The sequence below is a fragment of the Micromonospora violae genome (assembly GCF_004217135.1).
Lineage (GTDB): Bacteria > Actinomycetota > Actinomycetes > Mycobacteriales > Micromonosporaceae > Micromonospora > Micromonospora violae.
Window position 1 is genome coordinate 820,124 of record NZ_SHKK01000001.1, and the last position, 19,508, is coordinate 839,631.

The following is a 19,508-nucleotide window of genomic DNA, read 5'->3' on the forward strand; positions in this document are numbered from 1 at the left end:
CGCGGGGCATCGCTGGCGGCGCTGGTCCACCGCCTCGACGACGACGTTTACTCCTCGGGGCGCAGGGAACCCGCCGGCTGTGCGACAGGACCAGGAGGATCCGTATCAGCGCAGGTCAGCCCAGGTGTACGCCGTTGCTGACCGCGCCGGTTCCGGGTCTGTCGCAAGCCCTCGACCGGTGCTGTACGACGCGGTGCTGCTGGACCGCGACGGCACCCTGATCGAGGACGTTCCGTACAACGGTGACCCGGAGAAGGTGCGGCCGGTGCCGGGCGCCCGGGCGGCGCTGGACCGGCTGCGTGCGGCCGGGCTGCGGCTCGCGGTCGTCACGAACCAGTCGGGCCTGGCCCGGGGTTACTTCACCGGTGCGCAGATGCGGGCGGTGCACGCCCGGGTCGAGGAGTTGCTGGGCCGGTTCGACGCGTGGCTGGTCTGCCCGCACGACGACGCCGACGGCTGTGCCTGCCGCAAGCCGGCCCCCGGTCTGGTGCACGCCGCCGCCCGCGAGCTGGGCACGACCGCGTCCCGGTGCGTGCTGGTGGGCGACATCGGCCGGGACGTCGCCGCCGCGCTGGCCGCCGGGGCGGCGGGGGTGCTGGTGCCCACCCCGGTGACCCGGCCGGAGGAGATCGCCGCCGCCGGGTGGGTGGCCACCGATCTGCCGGCGGCGGTGGCGGAGATCCTGCGCCGCCAACAGGCCGTGCAGCCCGCGGTCCCACCCGCCGAACCGGTACGGACGGCGCTGGTGGTCCGCTCGGACTCCGCGGGTGATGTGCTGGTCACCGGCCCGGCGATCCGCGCGGTCGCGGCCGGAGCGCAGCGGGTGGTACTGCTCTGCGGGCCGCGCGGTCGCGCCGCCGCCGACCTGCTGCCCGGCGTCGACGAGATCATCGAGCATCCACTGCCGTGGATCGACCCCACGCCGGGGCCGGTCGATCCGGGGGCCATCCGGGGCCTGACCGCCCGGCTGGCCGCCGTCGGCGCGGACCAGGCGGTGGTGTTCACCTCGTTCCACCAGTCCGCCCTGCCGCTGGCGCTGCTGTTGCGGATGGCCGAGATCGACCGGATCGCGGCCATCAGCGACGACTACCCGGGCGCGCTGCTGGACATCCGGCACCGGGTGCCGGTCGGCGTCCCCGAACCCGAACGCGCCCTCTCCCTGGCCGCCGCCGCCGGGCACCGGCTGCCCGACGGCGACGAACCCGTCCTGCGGCTGCGCCGAGACGCCGTGCCACCGCGCCCGGCCAACCTCGGCGACCCGGGGTACGTGGTGCTGCACCCCGGATCGGCCGCGTCGAGCCGGGCCTGCCCGCCCGAGCTGGCGACCCGGATCGCCGGGGCGCTGACCAGGGCCGGGCACCGGGTGCTCGTCACGGGCGGCGCGGACGAGAGGGCGGTCACCGCCCGGGTCGCGGCGGCCGGCGGCATCGACCTGGGTGGCCGCACCGACCTGGCCGGGCTGGCGGCGATCGTCGCGGACGCCAGCGCGGTCGTGGTCGGCAACACCGGGCCCGCGCACCTGGCGGCCGCCGCCGGAGTGCCCGTGGTGAGTCTCTTCGCGCCGACCGTCCCCTTCGGCCAGTGGGGGCCCTACCGGGTGCCCACCGTCCGCCTCGGCGACTCCACCGCGCCCTGCCGGGACACCCGGGCGGCCAGCTGCCCGGTCCCCGGGCACCCCTGCCTCAGTGACGTCGACCCGGACGAGGTGGTCGACGCGCTGCGGACGTTCGCCGTCAGTGGTGGTGGCGGCCGATGAACATCCTGCTCTGGCACGTGCACGGCTCCTGGACCACGTCGTTCGTGCACGGCAGCCACCGCTATCTGATTCCCACCACACCCGACCGCGGCCCGTACGGCCTCGGCCGGGCCCGCACCTACCCGTGGCCGGACAGCGCGGTCGAGGTCACCCCGCAGGAGTTGCCGGACACCGATGTCGACCTGGTCATCCTGCAACGCCCCGAGGAGATCGACCGGGCCGAGGAGTGGCTGCGCCGTCGGCCCGGCCGCGACGTCCCCGCGATCTACGTCGAACACAACACCCCCAAGGGCGACGTGCCGAACACCCGCCACCCGATGGCCGATCGCGACGACCTGCTCATCGCCCACGTCACCGGGTTCAACCAGATCTTCTGGGACACCGGCGCCACCCGCACCACGGTGGTCGACCACGGCATCGTCGCCCCCTCCGCGTCCTACACCGGCGAGCTGGAGCGGCTCGCCGTGGTGATCAACGAGCCGGTACGGCGTGGGCGGGTCACCGGCACCGACCTGCTGCCCCAGTTCGCCGAGATCGCGCCGCTGGACGTGTTCGGCATGGGCGTCGCCGGCCTGGCCGACCACCTGGGGCTGCCGGCGGACCGGCTCACCAGCCACGACGACGTGCCCCAGGACCGGATGCACGCCGAACTGGCCCGGCGGCGGGCGTACCTGCACCTGTGCCGGTGGACCTCTCTCGGGCTCAGCCTCATCGAGGCGATGGCGATCGGTATGCCGGTCGTCGCGCTCGCCACCACCGAGGCGGTGATGGCGGTGCCCCCGGAGGCGGGGGCGCTCGCCACCCGGACCGACACCCTGCTCGACGCCGCCCGCCGGTTCATCGCCGAACCGGCCACCGCGCGTCAGGCCGGAGCGGCGGCGCGAACCGCCGCGTGCGACAGGTACGGCCTCGACCGTTTCCTCGCTGACTGGGACCGGCTGCTGGAGGAGGAAGTATGCGGATCGCGATGATCTCGGAGCACGCCAGCCCGCTCGCCGTCCTCGGAGGGGAGGATGCCGGCGGTCAGAACACGCACGTCGCGGAGCTGTCCGCCGCGCTCGCGGCCGCCGGGCACGAGGTGCGGGTCTACACCCGCCGCGACGCGCCCGATCTGCCGGTGACCGTGCGCAGCCCGGACGGCTACGACGTGGTGCACGTGCCGGCCGGCCCGGCCGAGCCGGTGGTGAAGGACGCGCTGCTGCCGCACATGCGGGAGTTCAGCACCTGGCTGATCGAGCGCTGGCGCGGCGGCGACTGGGTGCCCGAGGTGATCCACGCGCACTTCTGGATGAGTGGTCTGGCCGGGCTGACCGCCGGCCGGCAGACCGGGGTGCCGGTGGTGCAGACGTACCACGCGCTGGGCACGGTGAAGCGCCGCTACCAGGGTGTGCAGGACACCAGCCCGGCCCGCCGGGTCTCCTACGAACGGGAGCTGGGCCGCTCGGTGGACCGGGTCGTGGCGCAGTGCCGCGACGAGGTGGGCGAGCTGGTCCGGATGGGTGTGCCCCGGTCCCGGATGACAGTGGTGCCCTCCGGGGTCAACCTGACCACCTTCGCCCCGCTCGGGCCGGCCGCTGACCGGGAACCGGGCCGGGCCCGGATCCTCACCGTGGGTCGGCTGGTCGAGCGCAAGGGTTTCCAGACCGTGATCCGCGCGATGGAGTTGGTCCCGGACGCCGAGTGCGTGGTCGTCGGCGGCCCACCCGAGGGGCTGTTGGAGACCGACCCGTACGCCCGCCGGCTGCGGGCCCTCGCCGAGTCGTGCGGGGTGGCCGACCGGGTGCACCTGGTCGGGGCGGTGCCCCGGGAGGAGATGGGCCGCTGGTACCGCTCGGCGGACCTGCTGGTCGCCGCACCGTGGTACGAGCCGTTCGGGCTGACCCCGTTGGAGGCGATGGCCTGTGGGGTGCCGGTCGTCGGCACGGCCGTGGGTGGCATCCGGGACACCGTGGTCGACGGGACGACCGGTGACCTCGTACCGGCCCGGGACCCGCACGCGCTGGCCACCGCGATCCAGGGGTTGCTCGACGACCGGATCAGGCGCTTCGCGTACGCGACGGCGGCGCGGGAGCGGGCCCGGACGCGCTACTCGTGGGCGGCCACCGCCGAACGGCTGGTCGAGGTCTACAGCGAGGTGGCCGCCGTGCGCCGGCCGACCCGGGTGGTGGCCTGATGCCGACGGGCAGTCCGCTCGACACCCACCTGACGAATCTCGCGGCGGCGCTGGTGCCGTACCGACGGTGTGAGCGACAGTTGGCGCGCTGGGGCGCGGACCTGGCCCACCGGCTGGCCGCCGGCGCTCGCCTGTTGGTGGCCGGTAACGGCGGCAGCGCCGCCGAAGCCCAGCACCTCACCGCCGAACTGGTCGGCAAGCTGCGCGACGACCGTCAGCCGCTCTCCGCGATCGCGCTGCACGCCGAGACGAGCGCGCTCACCGCCATCGCCAACGACTACGGCTACGGCGACGTGTACGCCCGTCAGGTGCGCGCCCACGGTCGCCCCGGCGACATCCTGCTGCTGTTGAGCACCAGCGGAACCAGCGCCAACCTGCTCGCCGCCGCGCAGGCCGCCCGCGACGTCGGGGTGACCACCTGGGCGCTCACCGGCACCGCCCCCAATCCGCTCGCCGACGTCTGCGACGACGTGCTGGCCGTCGCGTCCCCGGACAGCCAGGTCGTCCAGGAGCTGCACCTCGTGACCAGTCATCTGCTCTGCGAGTACCTCGAACAGGAGTTGCCCGCCGCGCTGGCGGCGGTCGCCGAGCCGGCGGTCGCCGAGCCGACGGTCGTCCACCCGGTGGCGGGGGAACCGCCACCGGTGCGCACCGGGGTCGAGGTGGTGCTCGACGGCGGGCCCGGACAGCAGGTCGACGCGTGAGGATGAGGAGGCAAGCGTGAGGGGACCGGTGGTGGTGCTCGGGGACACCCTGCTCGACCGGGATGTGGAAGGCGTGGTGAACCGGCTCTGCCCGGATTCCCCGGTGCCGGTGCTCGACGAGACCGCGGCCACCGACCGGCCGGGGGGCGCCGGGCTGGCGGCGGTCTTCGCCGCCGCGCAGGGCGCCGAGGTGGTGCTGGTGACCGCGCTCGCCGACGACGCCGGTGGGGCCCGGCTGAGCACGTTGCTCACCGCTGCTGGCGTGCAGGTGTACCCGCTGGCCCTCGCCGGAGCGACGCCGGAGAAGATCCGCCTGCGGGCCCGGGGCAGGGTGCTGCTGCGCCACGACCGTGGCGGCACGTCCGGGGAGCCGGGTCAGCCCTCCGACGAGGTGCTCCGGGTGATCGGCGCGGCGTCGGCGGTGCTGGTCAGCGACTACGGTCGCGGGGTGGCCCAGCAGCCCGCGCTGCGCGAGGCGCTGGCCGCCACCCGCGCACCGGTGGTGTGGGATCCGCATCCGCGAGGCCCGGCGGCGGTGCCCGGCGTGCACCTGGTCACCCCGAACGAGTCCGAGGTGCGTGAGTTGGTCCCCGCGCTGCCGGGTGCCTCCCGGCTGGCTGCCGCCTCCCGCGGTGCCCAGGGGCTACGGCGGCGCTGGCGGGCCGGCGCGGTCGCGGTGACGCTGGGCGGCGACGGCGCGTTGCTCTGCCACGCCGGGTCGACACCGCTGGTGGTGCCGACGCCGGGCAGCGCTGAGGGGGACACCTGCGGTGCCGGTGACCGCTTCGCGGCGGCCGCCAGCCTCGCGCTGTCCGAGGGCGCGTTGGTCTCCGAGGCGGTGCAGGCGGCGGTCGCCGAGGCGTCCGCGTACGTGGCGGGTGGGGGAGTGGCGGCGGCGCTGGCCGCGTCGGCGCGGGCGGGGAGCGCGCCGGGGGTACGAGCGCCGCGCTCGGGAACGCCCGGCGCCGCGGCGACCGACCGGGTGGGGGTCGCCGCCGTCGCCGCCCTGCTGGGTGAGGTACGGGCCGCGGGCGGGACCGTGGTGGCGACCGGCGGCTGCTTCGACCTGCTGCACGCCGGGCACGTCGCCACCCTGGAGGCCGCCCGGCAGCTCGGCGACTGCCTCATCGTCTGCCTGAACTCCGATGCCAGCGTGGCCGGGTTGAAGGGGCCGGATCGGCCGGTGTTGTCCGAAGCCGACCGCAGCCGGCTGCTGGCCGCCCTGAGCTGCGTCGACGCGGTCCTCATCTTCGACGAGCCGACCCCGGACGCGGCGCTGTCCTGGATACGCCCCGACGTCTGGGTCAAGGGCGGCGACTACGCCACCGGCGGTGGGGACGCGAGCGCCACCCTGCCGGAGGCGGCTGTCGTACGCCGGTGGGGTGGGAACACCGTGGTGGTGCCCTATCTGGACGGTCGTTCCACCACCGACCTGATCGTCCGTACGCTCGCGGAGCGGACCCGATGACCGCCACGCGGCCCGGCGCCGGGCCGACCGTCCTGGTCACCGGTGGGGCCAGCGGGCTCGGCGCGGCGGTGGTCGCGGCGGTGGCCGCCTCCGGTGGCCGACCGCTGGTGCTGGACCGGCAGCCGCCGGTCGACGGGGTGTCCTGGACCGAGTGCGACCTGGCCGACACGCGTGCCGCCGAGGTGGCCACCCGGCACCTCGCCGAGCAGGCCGGCGGCCTGGACGCGGTGGTCACCGCCGCCGGCACGGACGTGCCGGGCCGGCTCGCCGACGTGCCGGGGGAGACCTGGGACCGGATCGTCGCCGTCGACCTGCTGGCCACCGCGGCGGTGATCCGGGCCGCGCTGCCGTTTCTGCTGACCTCCCGGGGTCGCATCGTCACGGTCGCCTCCACCCTGGGTGTCAAGGCGGTCAGCGACGCCACCGCGTACTGCGCGGCGAAGTTCGGCGTGGTGGGGTTCACCCGGGCCCTCGCCGCCGAGCTGGCCGGTCAGGTCGGCGTCACCCTGCTCATTCCGGGTGGGATGCGCACCGCGTTCTTCGACGAGCGTGACCCGCAGTACAAGCCGGGGCCGGACGCCATCCTCAACGAGCCCGCCGACACCGCCGCCGCGATCATGTTCGCGCTCAACCAGCCGGCCGGTTGCGCGGTGCGCGAGATGGTGGTCTGCGCCGAGCAGGAGACCTCGTACCCGTGATCCTCGTGCTGCGCGCCCTCGGCGTCGGCGATCTGGCGACCGCGGTGCCCGCGCTGCGGGCGCTGCGGGCCGCGTACCCTTCGCGGGAGCTGGCGCTCGCCGCGCCCGGCTGGCTGGGCCCGCTGGTCGACCTGGTCGGCGGCGTCGACCGGTTGGTGGACACCGCCGGGCTGGACCGGCCCCTGCGGGTCGGGTCGGCCCCGTTGCTCGCGGTCAACCTGCACGGGCGTGGCCCGCAGTCACACCGGTTGCTGGCGGCCACCCGGCCCGGCCGGCTGCTCGCCTTCGCCAACCCGGAGGCGGGGTGGGTCGACGGGCCGCGATGGGCCGTCGACGAGCACGAGGTGGACCGGTGGTGCCGGCTGCTGTCCTGGTACGACATCCCGGCCGACCGCGCCGACCTCAGCCTGCGTCGGCCCGGGTCGGCGGGGCTGCCCAGCGGTGCCACGCTGCTGCACCCGGGCAGCAAGATCCCGGCCAAGCGGTGGCCCGCCGAGCGGTTCGCCGCGCTGGCCCGGTCGTTGACCGACCAGGGGCACCGGGTGCTGCTCACCGGTTCGACCGACGAGCGGGCGTTGGCGGCCCGGGTCGCCGACGCCGCGGGTCTGACCTCGGACGCCGTTCTGGCCGGCCGGACCGGTCTCGGCGCGCTCGCCGCGCTGGTCGCCGACGCCCGGCTGGTGGTCAGCGGCGACACCGGCGTCGCGCACCTGGCCACCGGGTACGGCACCCCGTCGGTGGTCCTCTTCGGGCCGGTGCCACCGGCGCACTGGGGGCCGCCGCCGGACCGGCCACGGCACCGGGCGCTGTGGGCCGGCGGGGAGGATTGGGCCAGGTGGGACGGGGTAGGAAGCCACCCCACGATGACGGCTCTGCGTCTCGATGAGGTGTTGGCCGCCGTGGCCGAGGTGGAGAGGGTGGTGCGGGTCTCCGGTGCGGTTGCGGCGTAGCGACCCGGGTCGACCGGGGTACGGGCGGCGGCGGCGCGGACGGGGCTGGGCTTTCGTCGACCCGTCCGGGGCGCCGGTGCGCGATTCCGACGTCCTGGCCCGGCTGCGGGACCTGGTCATCCCACCGGCCTGGCAGGACGTCTGGATCGCGCCGCACCCGAACGGCCACATCCAGGCGATCGGCATCGACGCGGCCGGTCGTAAGCAGTACGTCTACCACCCCCGGTGGCGGGAGAAGCAGGACGAGGCGAAGTTCGACCACATGCTGGAGGTGGCCCGGCGGCTGCCGGCGCTGCGCGAGCGGGTGGGCCGCGACCTGGACGGCCGTGGACTGGGCCGGGACCGGGTACTGGCCACGGTGGCCCGGCTGCTGGACATGGGGATGTTCCGGGTCGGCAGCGACCAGTACGCGGCCGGCGACGACCCGACGTACGGGGTGTCGACCCTGCGCCCCGAGCATGCCCGGTCCCGGGGCGGCTGCGTGGTGTTCGTGTTTCCCGCGAAGGGCGGCATCGAGCAGGTCCGCCGGATCGAGGACCCGGAGCTGTGCCAGGTGCTGGTCAATCTGCGCCGTCGTCGGCGACGGGCCGAGCGGTTGTTCGGCTACTGGGACGGCCGGGAGTGGCGCGACGTGCGTAGCGACGAGGTCAACGGCTACCTGCGGGACGCCAGCGGTGGGGAGATGACCGCGAAGGACTTCCGCACCTGGCACGCCACCGTGCTCGCGGCCACCGAGTTGGCCACCACCGGGCCGGCCCGTTCGGTGACGGCCCGCCGCAAGGCGGTGGTGGCCGTGATGCGGGAGGTGGCGGATCTGCTGGGCAACACGCCGACGGTGGCTCGTGCGTCGTACGTGGACCCCCGGGTGGTCGATCTCTATCACGACGGGGTGGTGGCGTCGGTGGACCCGCGGGCGTCACGCGAGGAGGCGGAGCGGGTCGTCCTGGAGCTGCTGGAGAAGTCCTGACCGGCCCCGCCAGCGATTCTGGGGGAAAGCACGGCGGAGCCGGAGCCTCAGGCGGGACCGGGATACCACCGGGCGGCCGCCCGCCGCTCGCGCGGCGGGCGCCTCGCCACGGCCCCCGTTCGCGGCCCACCTGGCGATGGTCGGCCGCGCTGGTGTCAGTCTGCCGGCAGCGAGTTGACCGTGGACGCCCGGCGGTTGACCATCCGCGCCAGATCCGAGCCACTCTCGCGGTGATCCTGCGGGGGCGTTCCGTAGGCGGCCCGGAACGCCCGGCTGAAGTGGGCTTTGTCGGAAAACCCCCACCGCGCCGCGATCATCTGCACGGGCTGGCTGCGCAACGCCGGGTCGGTCAGGTCGCGCCGGCACCGGGCCAGCCGCAGATCCCGGATGTACGACGCCACCGTGGCGTCCTCGGCCTCGAACAGCCGGTGCAGGGACCGTACCGAGATGTGGTGGGCGTCGGCGACGACCTGCGGGCTGAGTGTCGCCTCGCCGAGGTGGCGGTGGATGTACGCCTGCACCTGGGTGAGCAGCGCCCGGCGGCGGACCTCGGTGGGTACGGCGTCCTCGGCGACGAGGTGCCGGCCGAGCATGGTGGTGGCCAGGTCGAGCCCCACCGCGCCGAGCCGGCTGGCGTCGGCGGCATGGTACTGCTCGGGGTGCCCGGTCACCTGGAGCAGGAACTGGGCCAGCAGCGCCCCGATCCCCTCGCTGCCGGACATCCGGCCGCCGTAGAGCGCGGCCATCCGCTGCGGTGGCAGGGGCAGCGCGGCGTGCGGGATCATCGTGATGATCGAGCTGGCCTGGTCCCGCTCCGGCTCCGTCGCGTGGTGGCCGAGGTCGTGCGGACGAGACGCGTTGTAGAAGGTGAACTCACCGGCCTGGATCTCGCTGCGGCGGCCGTCCTGGCTGGACGTGCCGACGCCGCCGGTGGTGAGGGCGAGAATGTACAGCTCCGGGTCCGATTGGCGAATCAGCTTCGGGGTCCGGAAGGCGTCCAGTGACGGGTAGTCGTAGCTGATCAGCTGAATCGGCCCGAGGTCGACGAAGTCGGCCCGGGCGATGAAGTCCTCGTCGTGCTCGGACCGGACCCGCATCGGCGCCGAGGTGCGTGCGACCAGTTCCAGCCACATCCCGAATCGTTCACCGGGTGGCAGGACGGTGGTGTCGAGGGTTTCTCTCGGCAGCATCCGGCGCCCTCAGCCCGCCCGGCGCTGGATCAGCGCCTCGACGCCGTCGAGGATCCGGTTTAGGCCGAAGACGAACTCGTCGTCGGGGTCGTCGGCCTGGTGGAGCACGCCGGCGGCGAGCACCCGGTGCAGCGCGGGGAAGCGGGCCGGGTCGATGAGCCGGGCCACCAGTTGGCCGTACGCCGGCATCACCTCGCCGGGGTCCACGCCGGCCGCCCGGCTGCCCTCGGCGACCTGCGAGGTGAGGGTGGCCTCGTTGCGGACGTACCCGGTGATCAGCAGGAGCACCGACATCTTCTCGCCCTCGCCGAGGGTGGTGCCGTCAAGGCAGCGCAGCCCGTCCTCCAGCCAGCCGAGTTGCTGCGGCGTGATCGGTGGGCCGCTGATCGGGACGTGCAGCAGCCAGGACCGTCGTCGCAGCACCTCGTGCTCGGCCCAGGCCCATCGGGTGAGGCCGGCGCGCCAGCCGTCCTCGGACCCGGGCGGGCCGGGGGACGGGCCGTAACCGGTGTCCACCATGAGGGTCAGCAGCTCGTCCTTCGAGCCGACGTACCGGTAGAGGGCCATGGTCGCGGCGCCCAGCTCCTTGGCCACCCGGCTCATCGAGACGGCCGCCAGGCCGTCGGCGTCGGCCACCCGGACGGCGGCGTCCACGATGGTGGGCACGCTCATTCCCGGCCGGGGGCCCTTGGGTGGTCGTTCCCGCAGGCCCCACGCGCTCTCGATGGCCGGCGGAAGTACCGGCCCGCTGTCGTCTGTCTTCGCCGTCACATGTCCTCCTTGCCTCGCCATCGTAGTTCTGCGTATGGTCTACGCAGAACAGCGTACGGCATACGCAGAAGGAGTCATGATCATGAAGGCCACCACCACACCGGCAGCGCGAGCCGGCCGACGGGAGTGGATCGGGTTCACGGTGCTGATGCTGCCGTTGCTCCTGGTCTCGATGGACGTGTCGGTGCTCTACTTCGCCGTCCCGTTCATCAGCGCGGAGCTGCGGCCGACCGCAACCGAGCAGCTCTGGATCTTCGACATCTACGGCTTCGTGCTGGCCGGGCTGCTCATCACCATGGGCGCCCTGGGCGACCGGATCGGCCGACGCCGGCTCCTGTTGATCGGCGCCAGCGCGTTCGGGGCGGCGTCACTGCTGGCCGCGTACGCCGACAGCACCGCGACGCTGATCGCCGCGCGCGCCGTGCTCGGCGTCGGCGGGGCCACCCTGATGCCCTCGACGCTCGCCCTGGTGCGCAACATGTTCCCCGACGCCAAGCAGCGCGGCACCGCCATCGCCGTCTGGACCGCCACCCTCACCGGCGGCATCGCGATCGGCCCGGTGCTCAGTGGCATCCTGCTGGAGCACTTCTGGTGGGGCTCGATCTTCCTGATCAACATCCCGGCGATGCTGCTGCTGCTCCTGCTCGCCCCGCTCCTGGTGCCGGAGTTCCGGAACGCGGCGACCGGGCGTTTCGACCTGATCAGCGCGGCGCTGTCGCTCGGCGCGCTGCTGCCGGTGATCTACGGCGTCAAGGAGATGGCGCGCGACGGCGTCAGTCCGGTGCGGGTGCTCGCCATCGTCGGTGGCCTGCTGGTGGGCGCGCTCTTCCTGCACCGGCAGCGGACCGGGGCGTACCCGATGGTCGATCTCACCCTGTTCCGCCGGCACGGCTTCGGCGGGTCGCTCGCGGTCAACCTGCTGGCGATGTTCGCCATCGTCGGCTTCGCCATCTTCACCACCCAGCACCTCCAACTGGTGCTCGGCCTCAGCCCGCTGCGGGCGGCCCTGTGGAGTCTCGTGCCGTCGCTGGCCGTCGGCGGAGTCGCACCGGCCGCCGCCGCCCTCGCCCAGCGCGTCGAACGGGCGTACCTGATCGGCGCGGGGTTCGGTATCGCCGTGGTCGGCTTCGCGGTGTTGACCCGGGTCACGCCGGCGACCCCGCTGTGGCTGCTGCTCGTCGGCGCCAGCGTCTACGCGGGCGGCCTGGTGATGGTGATGTCCCTCGTCACCGAGCTGGTCCTCGGCGCGGCGCCGCCCGAGCAGGCCGGTGTCGCGTCGGCGCTGACCGAGTCCAGCAGCGAGCTGGGCGGTGCGCTGGGCATGGCGATCCTCGGCAGCGTGGGCGCGGCGGTCTACCGCCGGGAGATCGTCGACGGCCTGCCGGCCGGGCTGCCCGCCGACGCCGACGGCGTGGCCCAGGAGACCCTGGGCGGTGCGCTCGCGGTCGCCCAGGGGCTGCCGGCGGATCTGGCCGACGCGGTGCGCCACGCCGCCGGGGTCGCGTTCACCGACGGGCTGCACCTGGCCGCGTACGCCGCCATGGTGGTGATGCTGCTGGGTGCGGTCACCGCGCTGGCCGCGCTGCGCGGCGTCCGACCGGCCGACTCGGCGGCGCTGGCCGCTGAGCCGACCGGTCCGGCCGATACCTCGTTGTCGTCGATCAGTCGGTGAGCACGTGCGCGAGCCGGTCGCGGAACCGCCGCTCGGAGTCGCTGACCGTCTCGCCGCCGATGCCCAGCAGCCCACCGCTGGACGCGGCGCCCACCACCTGCTCGGCGATCGTCACCAGCCAGTGCTTGTACGCGCCGGCCGCGCCCTCGTCGACGCGGCCGGCCAGCAGCCCGGCGGCCTGGCCGGCCCGCAGCAGCACGTCGTCGATCAGCTCGCGCGGGTCGTCGGGCGCGATGACCGGCAACTCCGCACCGCTCTCCGGGTCACCGACCCGGGTGATGATCTCGCCGGCCACGGCGGCGACCAGCGGGCTGGCCGACTCCCGGCCGGCGGCGATGGTCTCCAGCCCGGCCGCGGTCTCCGCCATGGTCCGGCGGGTGCCGTCGGACTCGGCGGCGCTCGCCGCGGTCAGCACCGACTGCGGCAGGCCGACCAGCAGCCCCCACTCCTCGTCAGAGAACCCGAACCCGGTGTACGCCGGCTGCTCGATCACGGCAACGCCCCTTCCGCCCTGCTCTGCTTGGTCAATCGGTGCTCTGCTTGGTCGATCCACCGGGCTGGACACCGGTGCCCGGGTCAGGCTAGTCCAGGGTCAACAGGCCCTGTTCGGACACCACGCGCACCGACAACGTCTTGTACCCGACCTCTTCGAAGAGAACCGTCATCTTGTCCTCCTCGTACGAGAGCACCAGGCCCTGCCCCCACTCCGGGTGACGCACCTGGCTGTGCACCGGGAACGGGCCGACCGCCCCCTCGTCGGCCACGCTGGTGCCGTTGTGGCAGTTGTCGCAGTGGCCGCAGACCTGCGTCATCTGCTCGCCGAAGTAGGCCAGCAGGGTCTGCCCCCGGCAGGCGGTGGTCTCGGCGAAGGCCCGCATCATGTCGGTGCGGGACCGGGTCACGGTCTGCTGGCGCTCCGCCTCGGCCAGCGCCGCCGCGCCGGCGTCGACCGGGGTGGGGGAGTAGCGGGGAGCGCCGATGCGCTGGCGGGCGCGCGGCTCGGCCGCGCCGACCTGCTCCAGCAGGGAGAGGTACTGGCCCAGCTTGCGCGGCCCGAGGCCGGTGCTCTCGCGCAGCTCGGTCTTGGTGGCCGGCTTGCGGCGCAGCAGCGCGGCGAGGTCGCGCAGCTCGTCCACGTCGGGCAGACCGCCGGTGAAGAACCGTTGCAGGCCCACATCCTCGGCCTGCCACAGCAGCAGCACCCGGGCCGGTTGCCCGTCGCGGCCGGCCCGGCCGATCTCCTGGAAGTAGCTGTCCGGCGAGTCGGGCAGTGCCATGTGCACCACCCAGGCGATGTTCGGCTTGTCGATGCCCATGCCGAACGCCGAGGTCGCCACCATGATGGGGACCTGGTCGGCGAGGAACGCCTCGTGCAGGTCGGCGCGCGCGCCGGCCGCCATCCCACCGTGGTAGAACTGCGCCGGGAAGCCGGCGTCGGTCAACCGGGTGGCCAACTCCTCGGCGGCGCGACGGGTCGGCACGTAGATGATCCCGGGCCGCTCGTCGTCGCGCAGCAGCGCGATCAGACGCCGCCACCGGTAGTCCTCGGTGGGGCAGTGCGCCACCTCGACGAAGAGGTTCGGCCGGTCCAACCCGGAGACCACCACCTCCGGCTCGCGTAGCCGCAGCCGGGCGATGATGTCGTCGCGTACCGGAGGGGAGGCGGTGGCGGTCAGCGCGACCACCGGCGGTCGGCCGATGCCGTCGATGAGGTGCCCCAGCGCGAGGTAGTCGGGGCGGAAGTCGTGCCCCCACGCGGAGATGCAGTGCGCCTCGTCGATCGCCACCAGGGCCGGCTTCAGCGCGGCGACCTCGGCCATCCGTTCGGGGTTGCTGAGCTGTTCCGGGGTGATGAAGAGGAACTCCGCCCGGCCCTCGCGGACCTCGGTGATCGCCTCGGCCTGCTGGGTGGGCGACTCGTTCGAGCTGATCCGCACCGCCCGCAGCTCCGGCCGTTGCCGTTCGTTGAGGGAGGCGATCTGGTCCTGCTGGAGGGCCAGCAGGGGGGAGATCACCACGGTGGGGCCGGGTATCAGGCTGGCCGGGATCTGGTAGATCGCCGACTTGCCGGCACCGGTGGGCAACACCACCAGCGCGTCGCGTCGCTTCATCACCGCGCGCATGGCGGCCAGTTGGTTGGGCCGTAGGGCCTTCCAGCCGAACAGGCTGCGGGCCGCGCGGCGCAACGTCATCGAGTGCGTGGACAGTTTCATCGAGGGCCGGAGGTACCCGAGCCCATGACCGCCGAAACGCGTTCGGACGATCACCAGCTCGGGGATCGCCGACTCAGCGCAGCCGGGGCAGGACCTCGCGTTGGTAGAGATCGAACAGGCCCTGGTAGTGCGGGCCGGTGTTGGCCACGTAGAGCTCGTCGAAGCCGGCCTTGGCGTACTGGTCGATCATCTCCAGGTGCGCGTCCGCGCTGTTGCCGCAGACGAACGCCTCCTTCAGCATCTCCGGCTTGACCAGCTCGGCGGCCTGCTCGAAGTGCCGTGGTGAGGGGAGCACCTGAGACAGCTCGCCCGGCACCCCCGCGTTCGGCCAGCGCTCGTACGCGATCCGCATCCCCTCGTCCTCGCTGTCCGCGTACGCCGCCTTGAAACCGGCCTGGCACGGCTTGTCGCCGCCGCCGTTCTCCCGGAAGCGTCGGACCATCTCGCCGTCGGGCATGGTGCTCACGTAGCCGTCGCCGATGCGCGCGGCGAGGTCGATGGCCTTCGGTCCGAAGCCGGAGACGTAGATCGGCGGGGGAGTGTCGGGCAGCGTGTAGATCCGGGCGTGCTCCACGGTGTAGTGCTTGCCGTGGTGGTTGACGAAGTCGCCGCCCCACAGCGCGCGCAGCACCTCGACGGCCTCCTCCAGCATCTCCAGCCGCACGTCGGCCTGCGGCCAGGCGTCGCCGAAGATGTGTTCGTTGAGCGCCTCGCCGGTGCCGACGCCGAGCACGAACCGCCCACCGTGCAGCACCGCGCTGGTCGCCGCCGCCTGTGCGATCACCGCCGGGTGGATCCGCAGGGTCGGGCAGGTCACCGCCGTGGTCACCGGCAGCGAGCAGACCTGGCTGAGCGCGCCGATCATCGACCAGACGAACGGGCTCTGGCCCTGCGCGTCCACCCAGGGGTGGTAGTGGTCGGAGATCCACAGCGCCTCGAAGCCGGCCCGTTCGGCACCGCGCGCCTGCTCCAGCAGCTCGGCTGGGGTGAACTCCTCACTGGACAGAAAGTATCCGATCTTCATGGCTTCCCCTTCGGCGCGCGGACCTGCTGATGGGAGAGCCGTACCCCGGCGGCGAGCTGTCACACCGGTTCTCGCCGTCGGCCGGGTCAGCGTCGACCGAACATCGCCCGGATCGCGGCGAGCAGGAGAAGGGCGCCGACCACCAGGCCGAGCAGGCGTACGCCGGGGATGTCGGCCGCGCTCGTCGCGTCGGCCAGCGGAACGGGATCCATGCCCCGCACTCTCCCCGGGGAGCGGGCCGCCAGGCAACTGTAAGGTTTATTGACTATTGATTGGCTCAGTGTGACCATGGCAGGACCGCCTGCCGGTGGCGGTGCGCCGAGGGCGCGCGAGAGACGGGGTACGGGGGCCGCATGAGCGAGCGCAACCAGCGGGTCGACGGGTTCGCACCGTCGCCGGTGATCGACATCGATCACCGCGAGGGGGCGGCGTGACCACGACCACCGGGCACCTCCCGGCGCTCGCCGCCGCCGTCCTGCAACCCGGCTTCGTCGGCACCACCCCACCGCCGTGGGTGTGCCGCTGGCTCGACGAGGGTCTCGGCTCGGTGGTGCTCTTCGCCCGCAACGTCGTCGACACCGAGCAGGTGGCCGCGCTCACCGCGACGCTGCGCGCGCAGCGGCCGGACGTCATCGTGGCGATCGACGAGGAGGCCGGCGACGTCACCCGGCTGGAGTCGGTGCACGGCAGCTCCCGGCCGGGCAACTTCGCCCTCGGCGCGGTGGACGACCCCGAGCTGACCGAGGCGGTCGCCCGGGACCTCGGCACCGAACTGGCCGCGGCGGGCGTCACCCTCAACTACGCCCCGGACGCCGACGTCAACTCCAACCCGGCCAACCCGGTGATCGGCGTCCGCTCCTTCGGTGCCGACCCGGTGCTGGTCGCCCGGCACACCGCGGCCTGGGTCCGCGGGCTCCAGGCCGGCGGCGTCGCGGCCTGCGCCAAACACTTCCCCGGGCACGGCGACACCCGGGTCGACTCCCACCACGACCTGCCCCGGATCACCGCCGACCGGGCCCGGCTCGACGCCTGCGAACTGGCCCCGTTCCGCGCCGCCGTGGCCGCCGGGGTGCAGGCGGTGATGACCGGCCACCTGCTGGTGCCCGCGCTCGACCCGCACCTGCCGGCGACGCTGAGCCAGCGCATCCTGAGCGGGTTGCTCCGCGACGAGATGGGCTTCTCCGGCGTGGTGGTCACCGACGCGGTGGAGATGCGCGCGGTCGCCGACCGGTACGGCTTCGCCGGTGCCACGGTCCGCGCCCTCGCCGCCGGGGCCGACGCGATCTGCATCGGCGGCGAACGGGCCGACGAAGAGTCCGCCCGCGAGCTGCGCGACGCCATCGTGGCCGCCGTCGTCTCCGGTGAGCTGCCCGAGGAACGTCTCGCCGAGGCCGCCAAGCGGGTCGGTCAACTCGCCGCGTGGACGGTCGCCGCCCGCAGCGGCGGCTCGAGCGGGCGCGACGCCACCGACGTCGGGCTGGCCGCCGCCCGCCGGGCCGTCCGGGTCACCGCCGCCCCGGACACGACGGTGACGCTGCCCCTGACCCGAGCGGCGCACGTCGTCGAGTTCGCGCCGCCGCGCAACATCGCCATCGGCGCCGAGACCCCCTGGGGGATCGGCCGGCCGCTGGGCGAGCTGCTGCCCGGCACCAGCACCGTCCGCTACGCCGAACCCGACGTGCCGGCCGACCCGGGCGCCGGGGCGGGCAGTCGCCCCCTGGTCCTGGTCGTGCGCGACCTGCACCGGCACGACTGGATGCGCGCCGCCGTGCACCGCGCGTTGGCCGCCCGGCCGGACGCGGTCGTGGTCGAGCTGGGCGTGCCCGAGCTGGTCACCGGGGCGGTGCACCTGGCCACCCACGGCGCCACCCGGGCCAGTGGACAAGCCGCCGCCGAGGTGCTCACCGGCGACCGCTGACCGGCCCGCGCTACGTGAGGTCGGCGACCAGGTCGGCGTACTCGGGGTGCTTGTCGATGAACGCGGCCATGAACGGGCACTGCGGCACCACCTTCGTGCCCCGGGCGCGCAGCTGGTCGAGGGTGCCGCGGATCAGCGCGCCGCCCACCCCCTTGCCCTGAAACCCCCGGTCCACCTCGGTGTGGGTGAAGACCAGGGCCTCCCCGCGCGGCAGGTACGCGGTGAAGCCGGCCAGCGCGTCGTCGACCAGGATCTCGAAGCGGCGCTTCGCCGGGTTGTCCTCGACCAGGGTGCTCATCCGGCCATTCTCCCCGCCCGTTCGGCCAGCGCGTCGAGTTCGGCGAGCAACCGGTCCACCTCGTCGGCGGTGTTGTAGTGGTAGATGCTGGCCCGCACCGCGCCGCCGCTGTCCCGCAGCCCCATCAGCTGGAAGTACTCGTAGGCGTAGTAGTCACCGACGGAGAGGCAGAACCCGGCGGCGCCCAACGCCTCCTGGGTGGCCGCCGGCGACAGCCCGGCGACCCGGAACGACACCGTCGGGCAGCGCCGTGCCGGCGAGCCGTAGACGGTGACCGCCGGCCGCTGCGCCAGCCCGGCGAGCAGCCGGTCCAGCAGCGCCTCCTCGTGTGCCTGGGCGGCGGCCAGCCCGGCCCGCAGCCGCGCCCGCCGGTCGCCGACCGCGTCCGGGTCCAGCCCCGCCAGGTGATCCACCGCGGCGGCCATGCCAGCCAGCAGCGGGAAGCTCGGCGTGCCGTACTCGAACCGGTCCGGCACGGCGTCGGAGGACGGCACCAGCTTCGCCGGGCGCAGCCGCGCCCACAGGGCCGGGTCCGCCACCATCGCCGCCAGGTGCGGCCCGGACCACTTGTACGCGCTGGTGACCAGCACGTCGGCGCCGAGCGAGGTCAGATCGGTCGGCCCGTGCGGAACCGAGTGCACCCCGTCGACGTGGACCAGCGCGCCGACCGCGTGCGCGGTTCTGGCGATCGCCGACACGTCCGGCATGGTGCCGATGGCGTTGCTGCCGGCGGTCACCGCGACCAGCCGGGTCCGCTCACCGACCAGGTCGGCGTACTGGGCCGCGGGAAGCTCACCGGTGTGCCGGTCGACCTCCGCCCAGCGCACCGTCGCCCCGGCCGCCTCGGCGGCCTGCACCCACGGCCGCACGTTCGCGTCGTGGTCGAGCCGGGAGACGACCACCTCGTCCCCCGGGCGCCAGGCCGCCCCGAGCGTACGGGCCAGTTTGTACGTCAGCGCGGTCGCGCTCGGGCCGAGCACCACCCCTGCCGGGTCGGCGCCGAGCAGGTCGGCCACCGCCGAGCGGGCCCCGGCCACCAACTCCAACGACCGGCGACCCGCCACGTTGGCGGCGCTGCGGTTGCCGACCGCCGACCGCATGGCGTCGGTGACCGCGTCGATCACACCGGCCGCGGTCTGGGTGCCCCCGGCACCATCGAAGTGGACGAAACCCTCGGCCAGGGCGGGGTAGGCGGCCCGGGTGCGGGCGATGTCGAACGGCATGTCCCGGACCCTAGCCGGGGCGGCTTCCACGCTCGCCGTCGCCTCGTCGGTGCTGTCGCGGGCGTCTCGTACCCTTGGCGAGGTGACGAACCGACCCGCCACCATGCCCATTCCTTCCGTCCGTCGCGCCGCCGGCCTCGCCGCCGCTCTGGCGCTCGGCCTCGCCGTGCTCGCCGGGTGCAGCTCCGAGGGCGCCTCCACCGACTGCGGGCTGGACGCCTGCACGGTCACCTTCGACCGGGGTGTCGAGGCGAGCGCCAGTCTGTTCGGCGTCGAGGCCAAGCTGGTCGGCGCCGAGAATGACCAGGTGACCGTCGAGGTCGCCGGTGAGCAGCTCACCCTCACCATGGGCCAGCAGGCCGCCGAGGCCGGAGGCTTCGCGGTCACCCTGGACAGCGTGACCGACCAGCAGATCAAGATTCGCGTGTCGCGCAACCCGGGTAGCTGATCCGGGCGGGCGGCGGTGGCCGACGTTTGGGAATC

Annotated in this window: 19 protein-coding genes; 11 read left to right on the plus strand and 8 right to left on the minus strand. The window is 74.0% G+C overall.

The annotated features are described in order from the left end of the window. Window positions 1-79 precede the first annotated feature (79 nt). From EV382_RS03635 to EV382_RS03670, 8 genes are read left to right on the plus strand one after another with little or no spacing between them, the layout of a single operon-like run. Entirely contained in the window at window positions 80-1,756 is a 1,677-nt protein-coding gene (locus tag EV382_RS03635; RefSeq protein WP_130400229.1) for an HAD-IIIA family hydrolase, read from the plus strand. Continuing rightward, window positions 1,753-2,727 carry a glycosyltransferase gene (locus EV382_RS03640; protein ID WP_130400230.1) on the plus strand — a complete coding sequence of 325 codons (975 nt, stop codon included), beginning with the start codon at window positions 1,753-1,755 and terminating at the stop codon, window positions 2,725-2,727. Before EV382_RS03635 ends, EV382_RS03640 begins: the two co-directional genes overlap by 4 nt. Next, on the plus strand, window positions 2,712-3,929 hold the full coding sequence (locus tag EV382_RS03645) for a glycosyltransferase (protein WP_130400231.1): 1,218 nt from the start codon (window positions 2,712-2,714) through the stop codon (window positions 3,927-3,929). The genes EV382_RS03640 and EV382_RS03645 overlap by 16 nt, the downstream gene beginning before the upstream one ends. Next, the gene (locus EV382_RS03650) at window positions 3,926-4,633 is read left to right on the plus strand and encodes a D-sedoheptulose-7-phosphate isomerase (RefSeq protein ID WP_130408404.1); all 708 of its coding nucleotides are present in this window, start codon (window positions 3,926-3,928) and stop codon (window positions 4,631-4,633) included. The genes EV382_RS03645 and EV382_RS03650 overlap by 4 nt, the downstream gene beginning before the upstream one ends. A 16-nt stretch (window positions 4,634-4,649) precedes the next feature. Beyond that, complete coding sequence (locus tag EV382_RS03655) at window positions 4,650-6,101, plus strand: PfkB family carbohydrate kinase (RefSeq protein WP_130400232.1); 1,452 nt, start codon at window positions 4,650-4,652, stop codon at window positions 6,099-6,101. After that, on the plus strand, window positions 6,098-6,799 hold the full coding sequence (locus tag EV382_RS03660; protein ID WP_130400233.1) for an SDR family oxidoreductase: 702 nt from the start codon (window positions 6,098-6,100) through the stop codon (window positions 6,797-6,799). Before EV382_RS03655 ends, EV382_RS03660 begins: the two co-directional genes overlap by 4 nt. Next, window positions 6,796-7,749 carry a glycosyltransferase family 9 protein gene (locus tag EV382_RS03665; protein WP_130400234.1) on the plus strand — a complete coding sequence of 318 codons (954 nt, stop codon included), beginning with the start codon at window positions 6,796-6,798 and terminating at the stop codon, window positions 7,747-7,749. The genes EV382_RS03660 and EV382_RS03665 overlap by 4 nt, the downstream gene beginning before the upstream one ends. After that, window positions 7,733-8,716 (plus strand): DNA topoisomerase IB, encoded by a 984-nt coding sequence (locus EV382_RS03670; protein WP_130400235.1) that lies wholly within the window; start codon window positions 7,733-7,735, stop codon window positions 8,714-8,716. The genes EV382_RS03665 and EV382_RS03670 overlap by 17 nt, the downstream gene beginning before the upstream one ends. Window positions 8,717-8,871: 155 nt before the next feature. Here the strand turns inward: EV382_RS03670 and EV382_RS03675 are convergent, their stop codons facing one another. Continuing rightward, window positions 8,872-9,906: an AraC-like ligand-binding domain-containing protein gene (locus tag EV382_RS03675; RefSeq protein ID WP_130400236.1), complete on the minus strand. Its 1,035-nt coding sequence runs from the start codon at window positions 9,904-9,906 to the stop codon at window positions 8,872-8,874. 9 nt (window positions 9,907-9,915) lie between these two features. After that, on the minus strand, window positions 9,916-10,677 hold the full coding sequence (locus tag EV382_RS03680) for a TetR/AcrR family transcriptional regulator (protein ID WP_130400237.1): 762 nt from the start codon (window positions 10,675-10,677) through the stop codon (window positions 9,916-9,918). 82 nt (window positions 10,678-10,759) lie between these two features. Between EV382_RS03680 and EV382_RS03685 the strand changes: the two genes are divergently transcribed. After that, on the plus strand, window positions 10,760-12,349 hold the full coding sequence (locus tag EV382_RS03685) for an MFS transporter (protein ID WP_130400238.1): 1,590 nt from the start codon (window positions 10,760-10,762) through the stop codon (window positions 12,347-12,349). Here EV382_RS03685 and EV382_RS03690 read toward each other — a convergent pair. The 4 genes from EV382_RS03690 to EV382_RS33740 all read right to left on the minus strand — a co-directional run bounded on the left by EV382_RS03690 (window position 12,339) and on the right by EV382_RS33740 (window position 15,798). Continuing rightward, window positions 12,339-12,842: a hypothetical protein gene (locus EV382_RS03690; protein ID WP_130400239.1), complete on the minus strand. Its 504-nt coding sequence runs from the start codon at window positions 12,840-12,842 to the stop codon at window positions 12,339-12,341. The two genes, EV382_RS03685 and EV382_RS03690, sit on opposite strands and share 11 nt — an antisense overlap. An 88-nt stretch (window positions 12,843-12,930) precedes the next feature. Beyond that, window positions 12,931-14,562, minus strand: a complete 1,632-nt coding sequence (locus tag EV382_RS03695) for a RecQ family ATP-dependent DNA helicase (RefSeq protein WP_130400240.1) — start codon at window positions 14,560-14,562, stop codon at window positions 12,931-12,933. Window positions 14,563-14,635: 73 nt separating this feature from the next. Further along, entirely contained in the window at window positions 14,636-15,586 is a 951-nt protein-coding gene (locus EV382_RS03700) for a TIGR03557 family F420-dependent LLM class oxidoreductase (protein WP_130400241.1), read from the minus strand. Window positions 15,587-15,672: 86 nt separating this feature from the next. Beyond that, a complete protein-coding gene (locus EV382_RS33740) occupies window positions 15,673-15,798 on the minus strand; it encodes a hypothetical protein (protein WP_279636438.1) in 126 nt (41 codons plus the stop codon). A 218-nt stretch (window positions 15,799-16,016) separates the two neighbouring features. On the opposite strand from EV382_RS33740, the gene EV382_RS03705 reads away from it, so the two are divergent. After that, entirely contained in the window at window positions 16,017-17,504 is a 1,488-nt protein-coding gene (locus EV382_RS03705) for a glycoside hydrolase family 3 protein (RefSeq protein WP_130400242.1), read from the plus strand. A gap of 10 nt (window positions 17,505-17,514) precedes the next feature. Here EV382_RS03705 and EV382_RS03710 read toward each other — a convergent pair whose 3' ends face one another. Next, a complete protein-coding gene (locus EV382_RS03710) occupies window positions 17,515-17,802 on the minus strand; it encodes a GNAT family N-acetyltransferase (RefSeq protein ID WP_130400243.1) in 288 nt (95 codons plus the stop codon). Next, window positions 17,799-19,025: a cysteine desulfurase-like protein gene (locus EV382_RS03715; protein WP_130400244.1), complete on the minus strand. Its 1,227-nt coding sequence runs from the start codon at window positions 19,023-19,025 to the stop codon at window positions 17,799-17,801. Before EV382_RS03715 ends, EV382_RS03710 begins: the two co-directional genes overlap by 4 nt. 82 nt (window positions 19,026-19,107) lie before the next feature. Between EV382_RS03715 and EV382_RS03720 the strand changes: the two genes are divergently transcribed. Beyond that, a complete protein-coding gene (locus EV382_RS03720; RefSeq protein ID WP_130400245.1) occupies window positions 19,108-19,473 on the plus strand; it encodes a hypothetical protein in 366 nt (121 codons plus the stop codon). Window positions 19,474-19,508 lie beyond the last annotated feature (35 nt).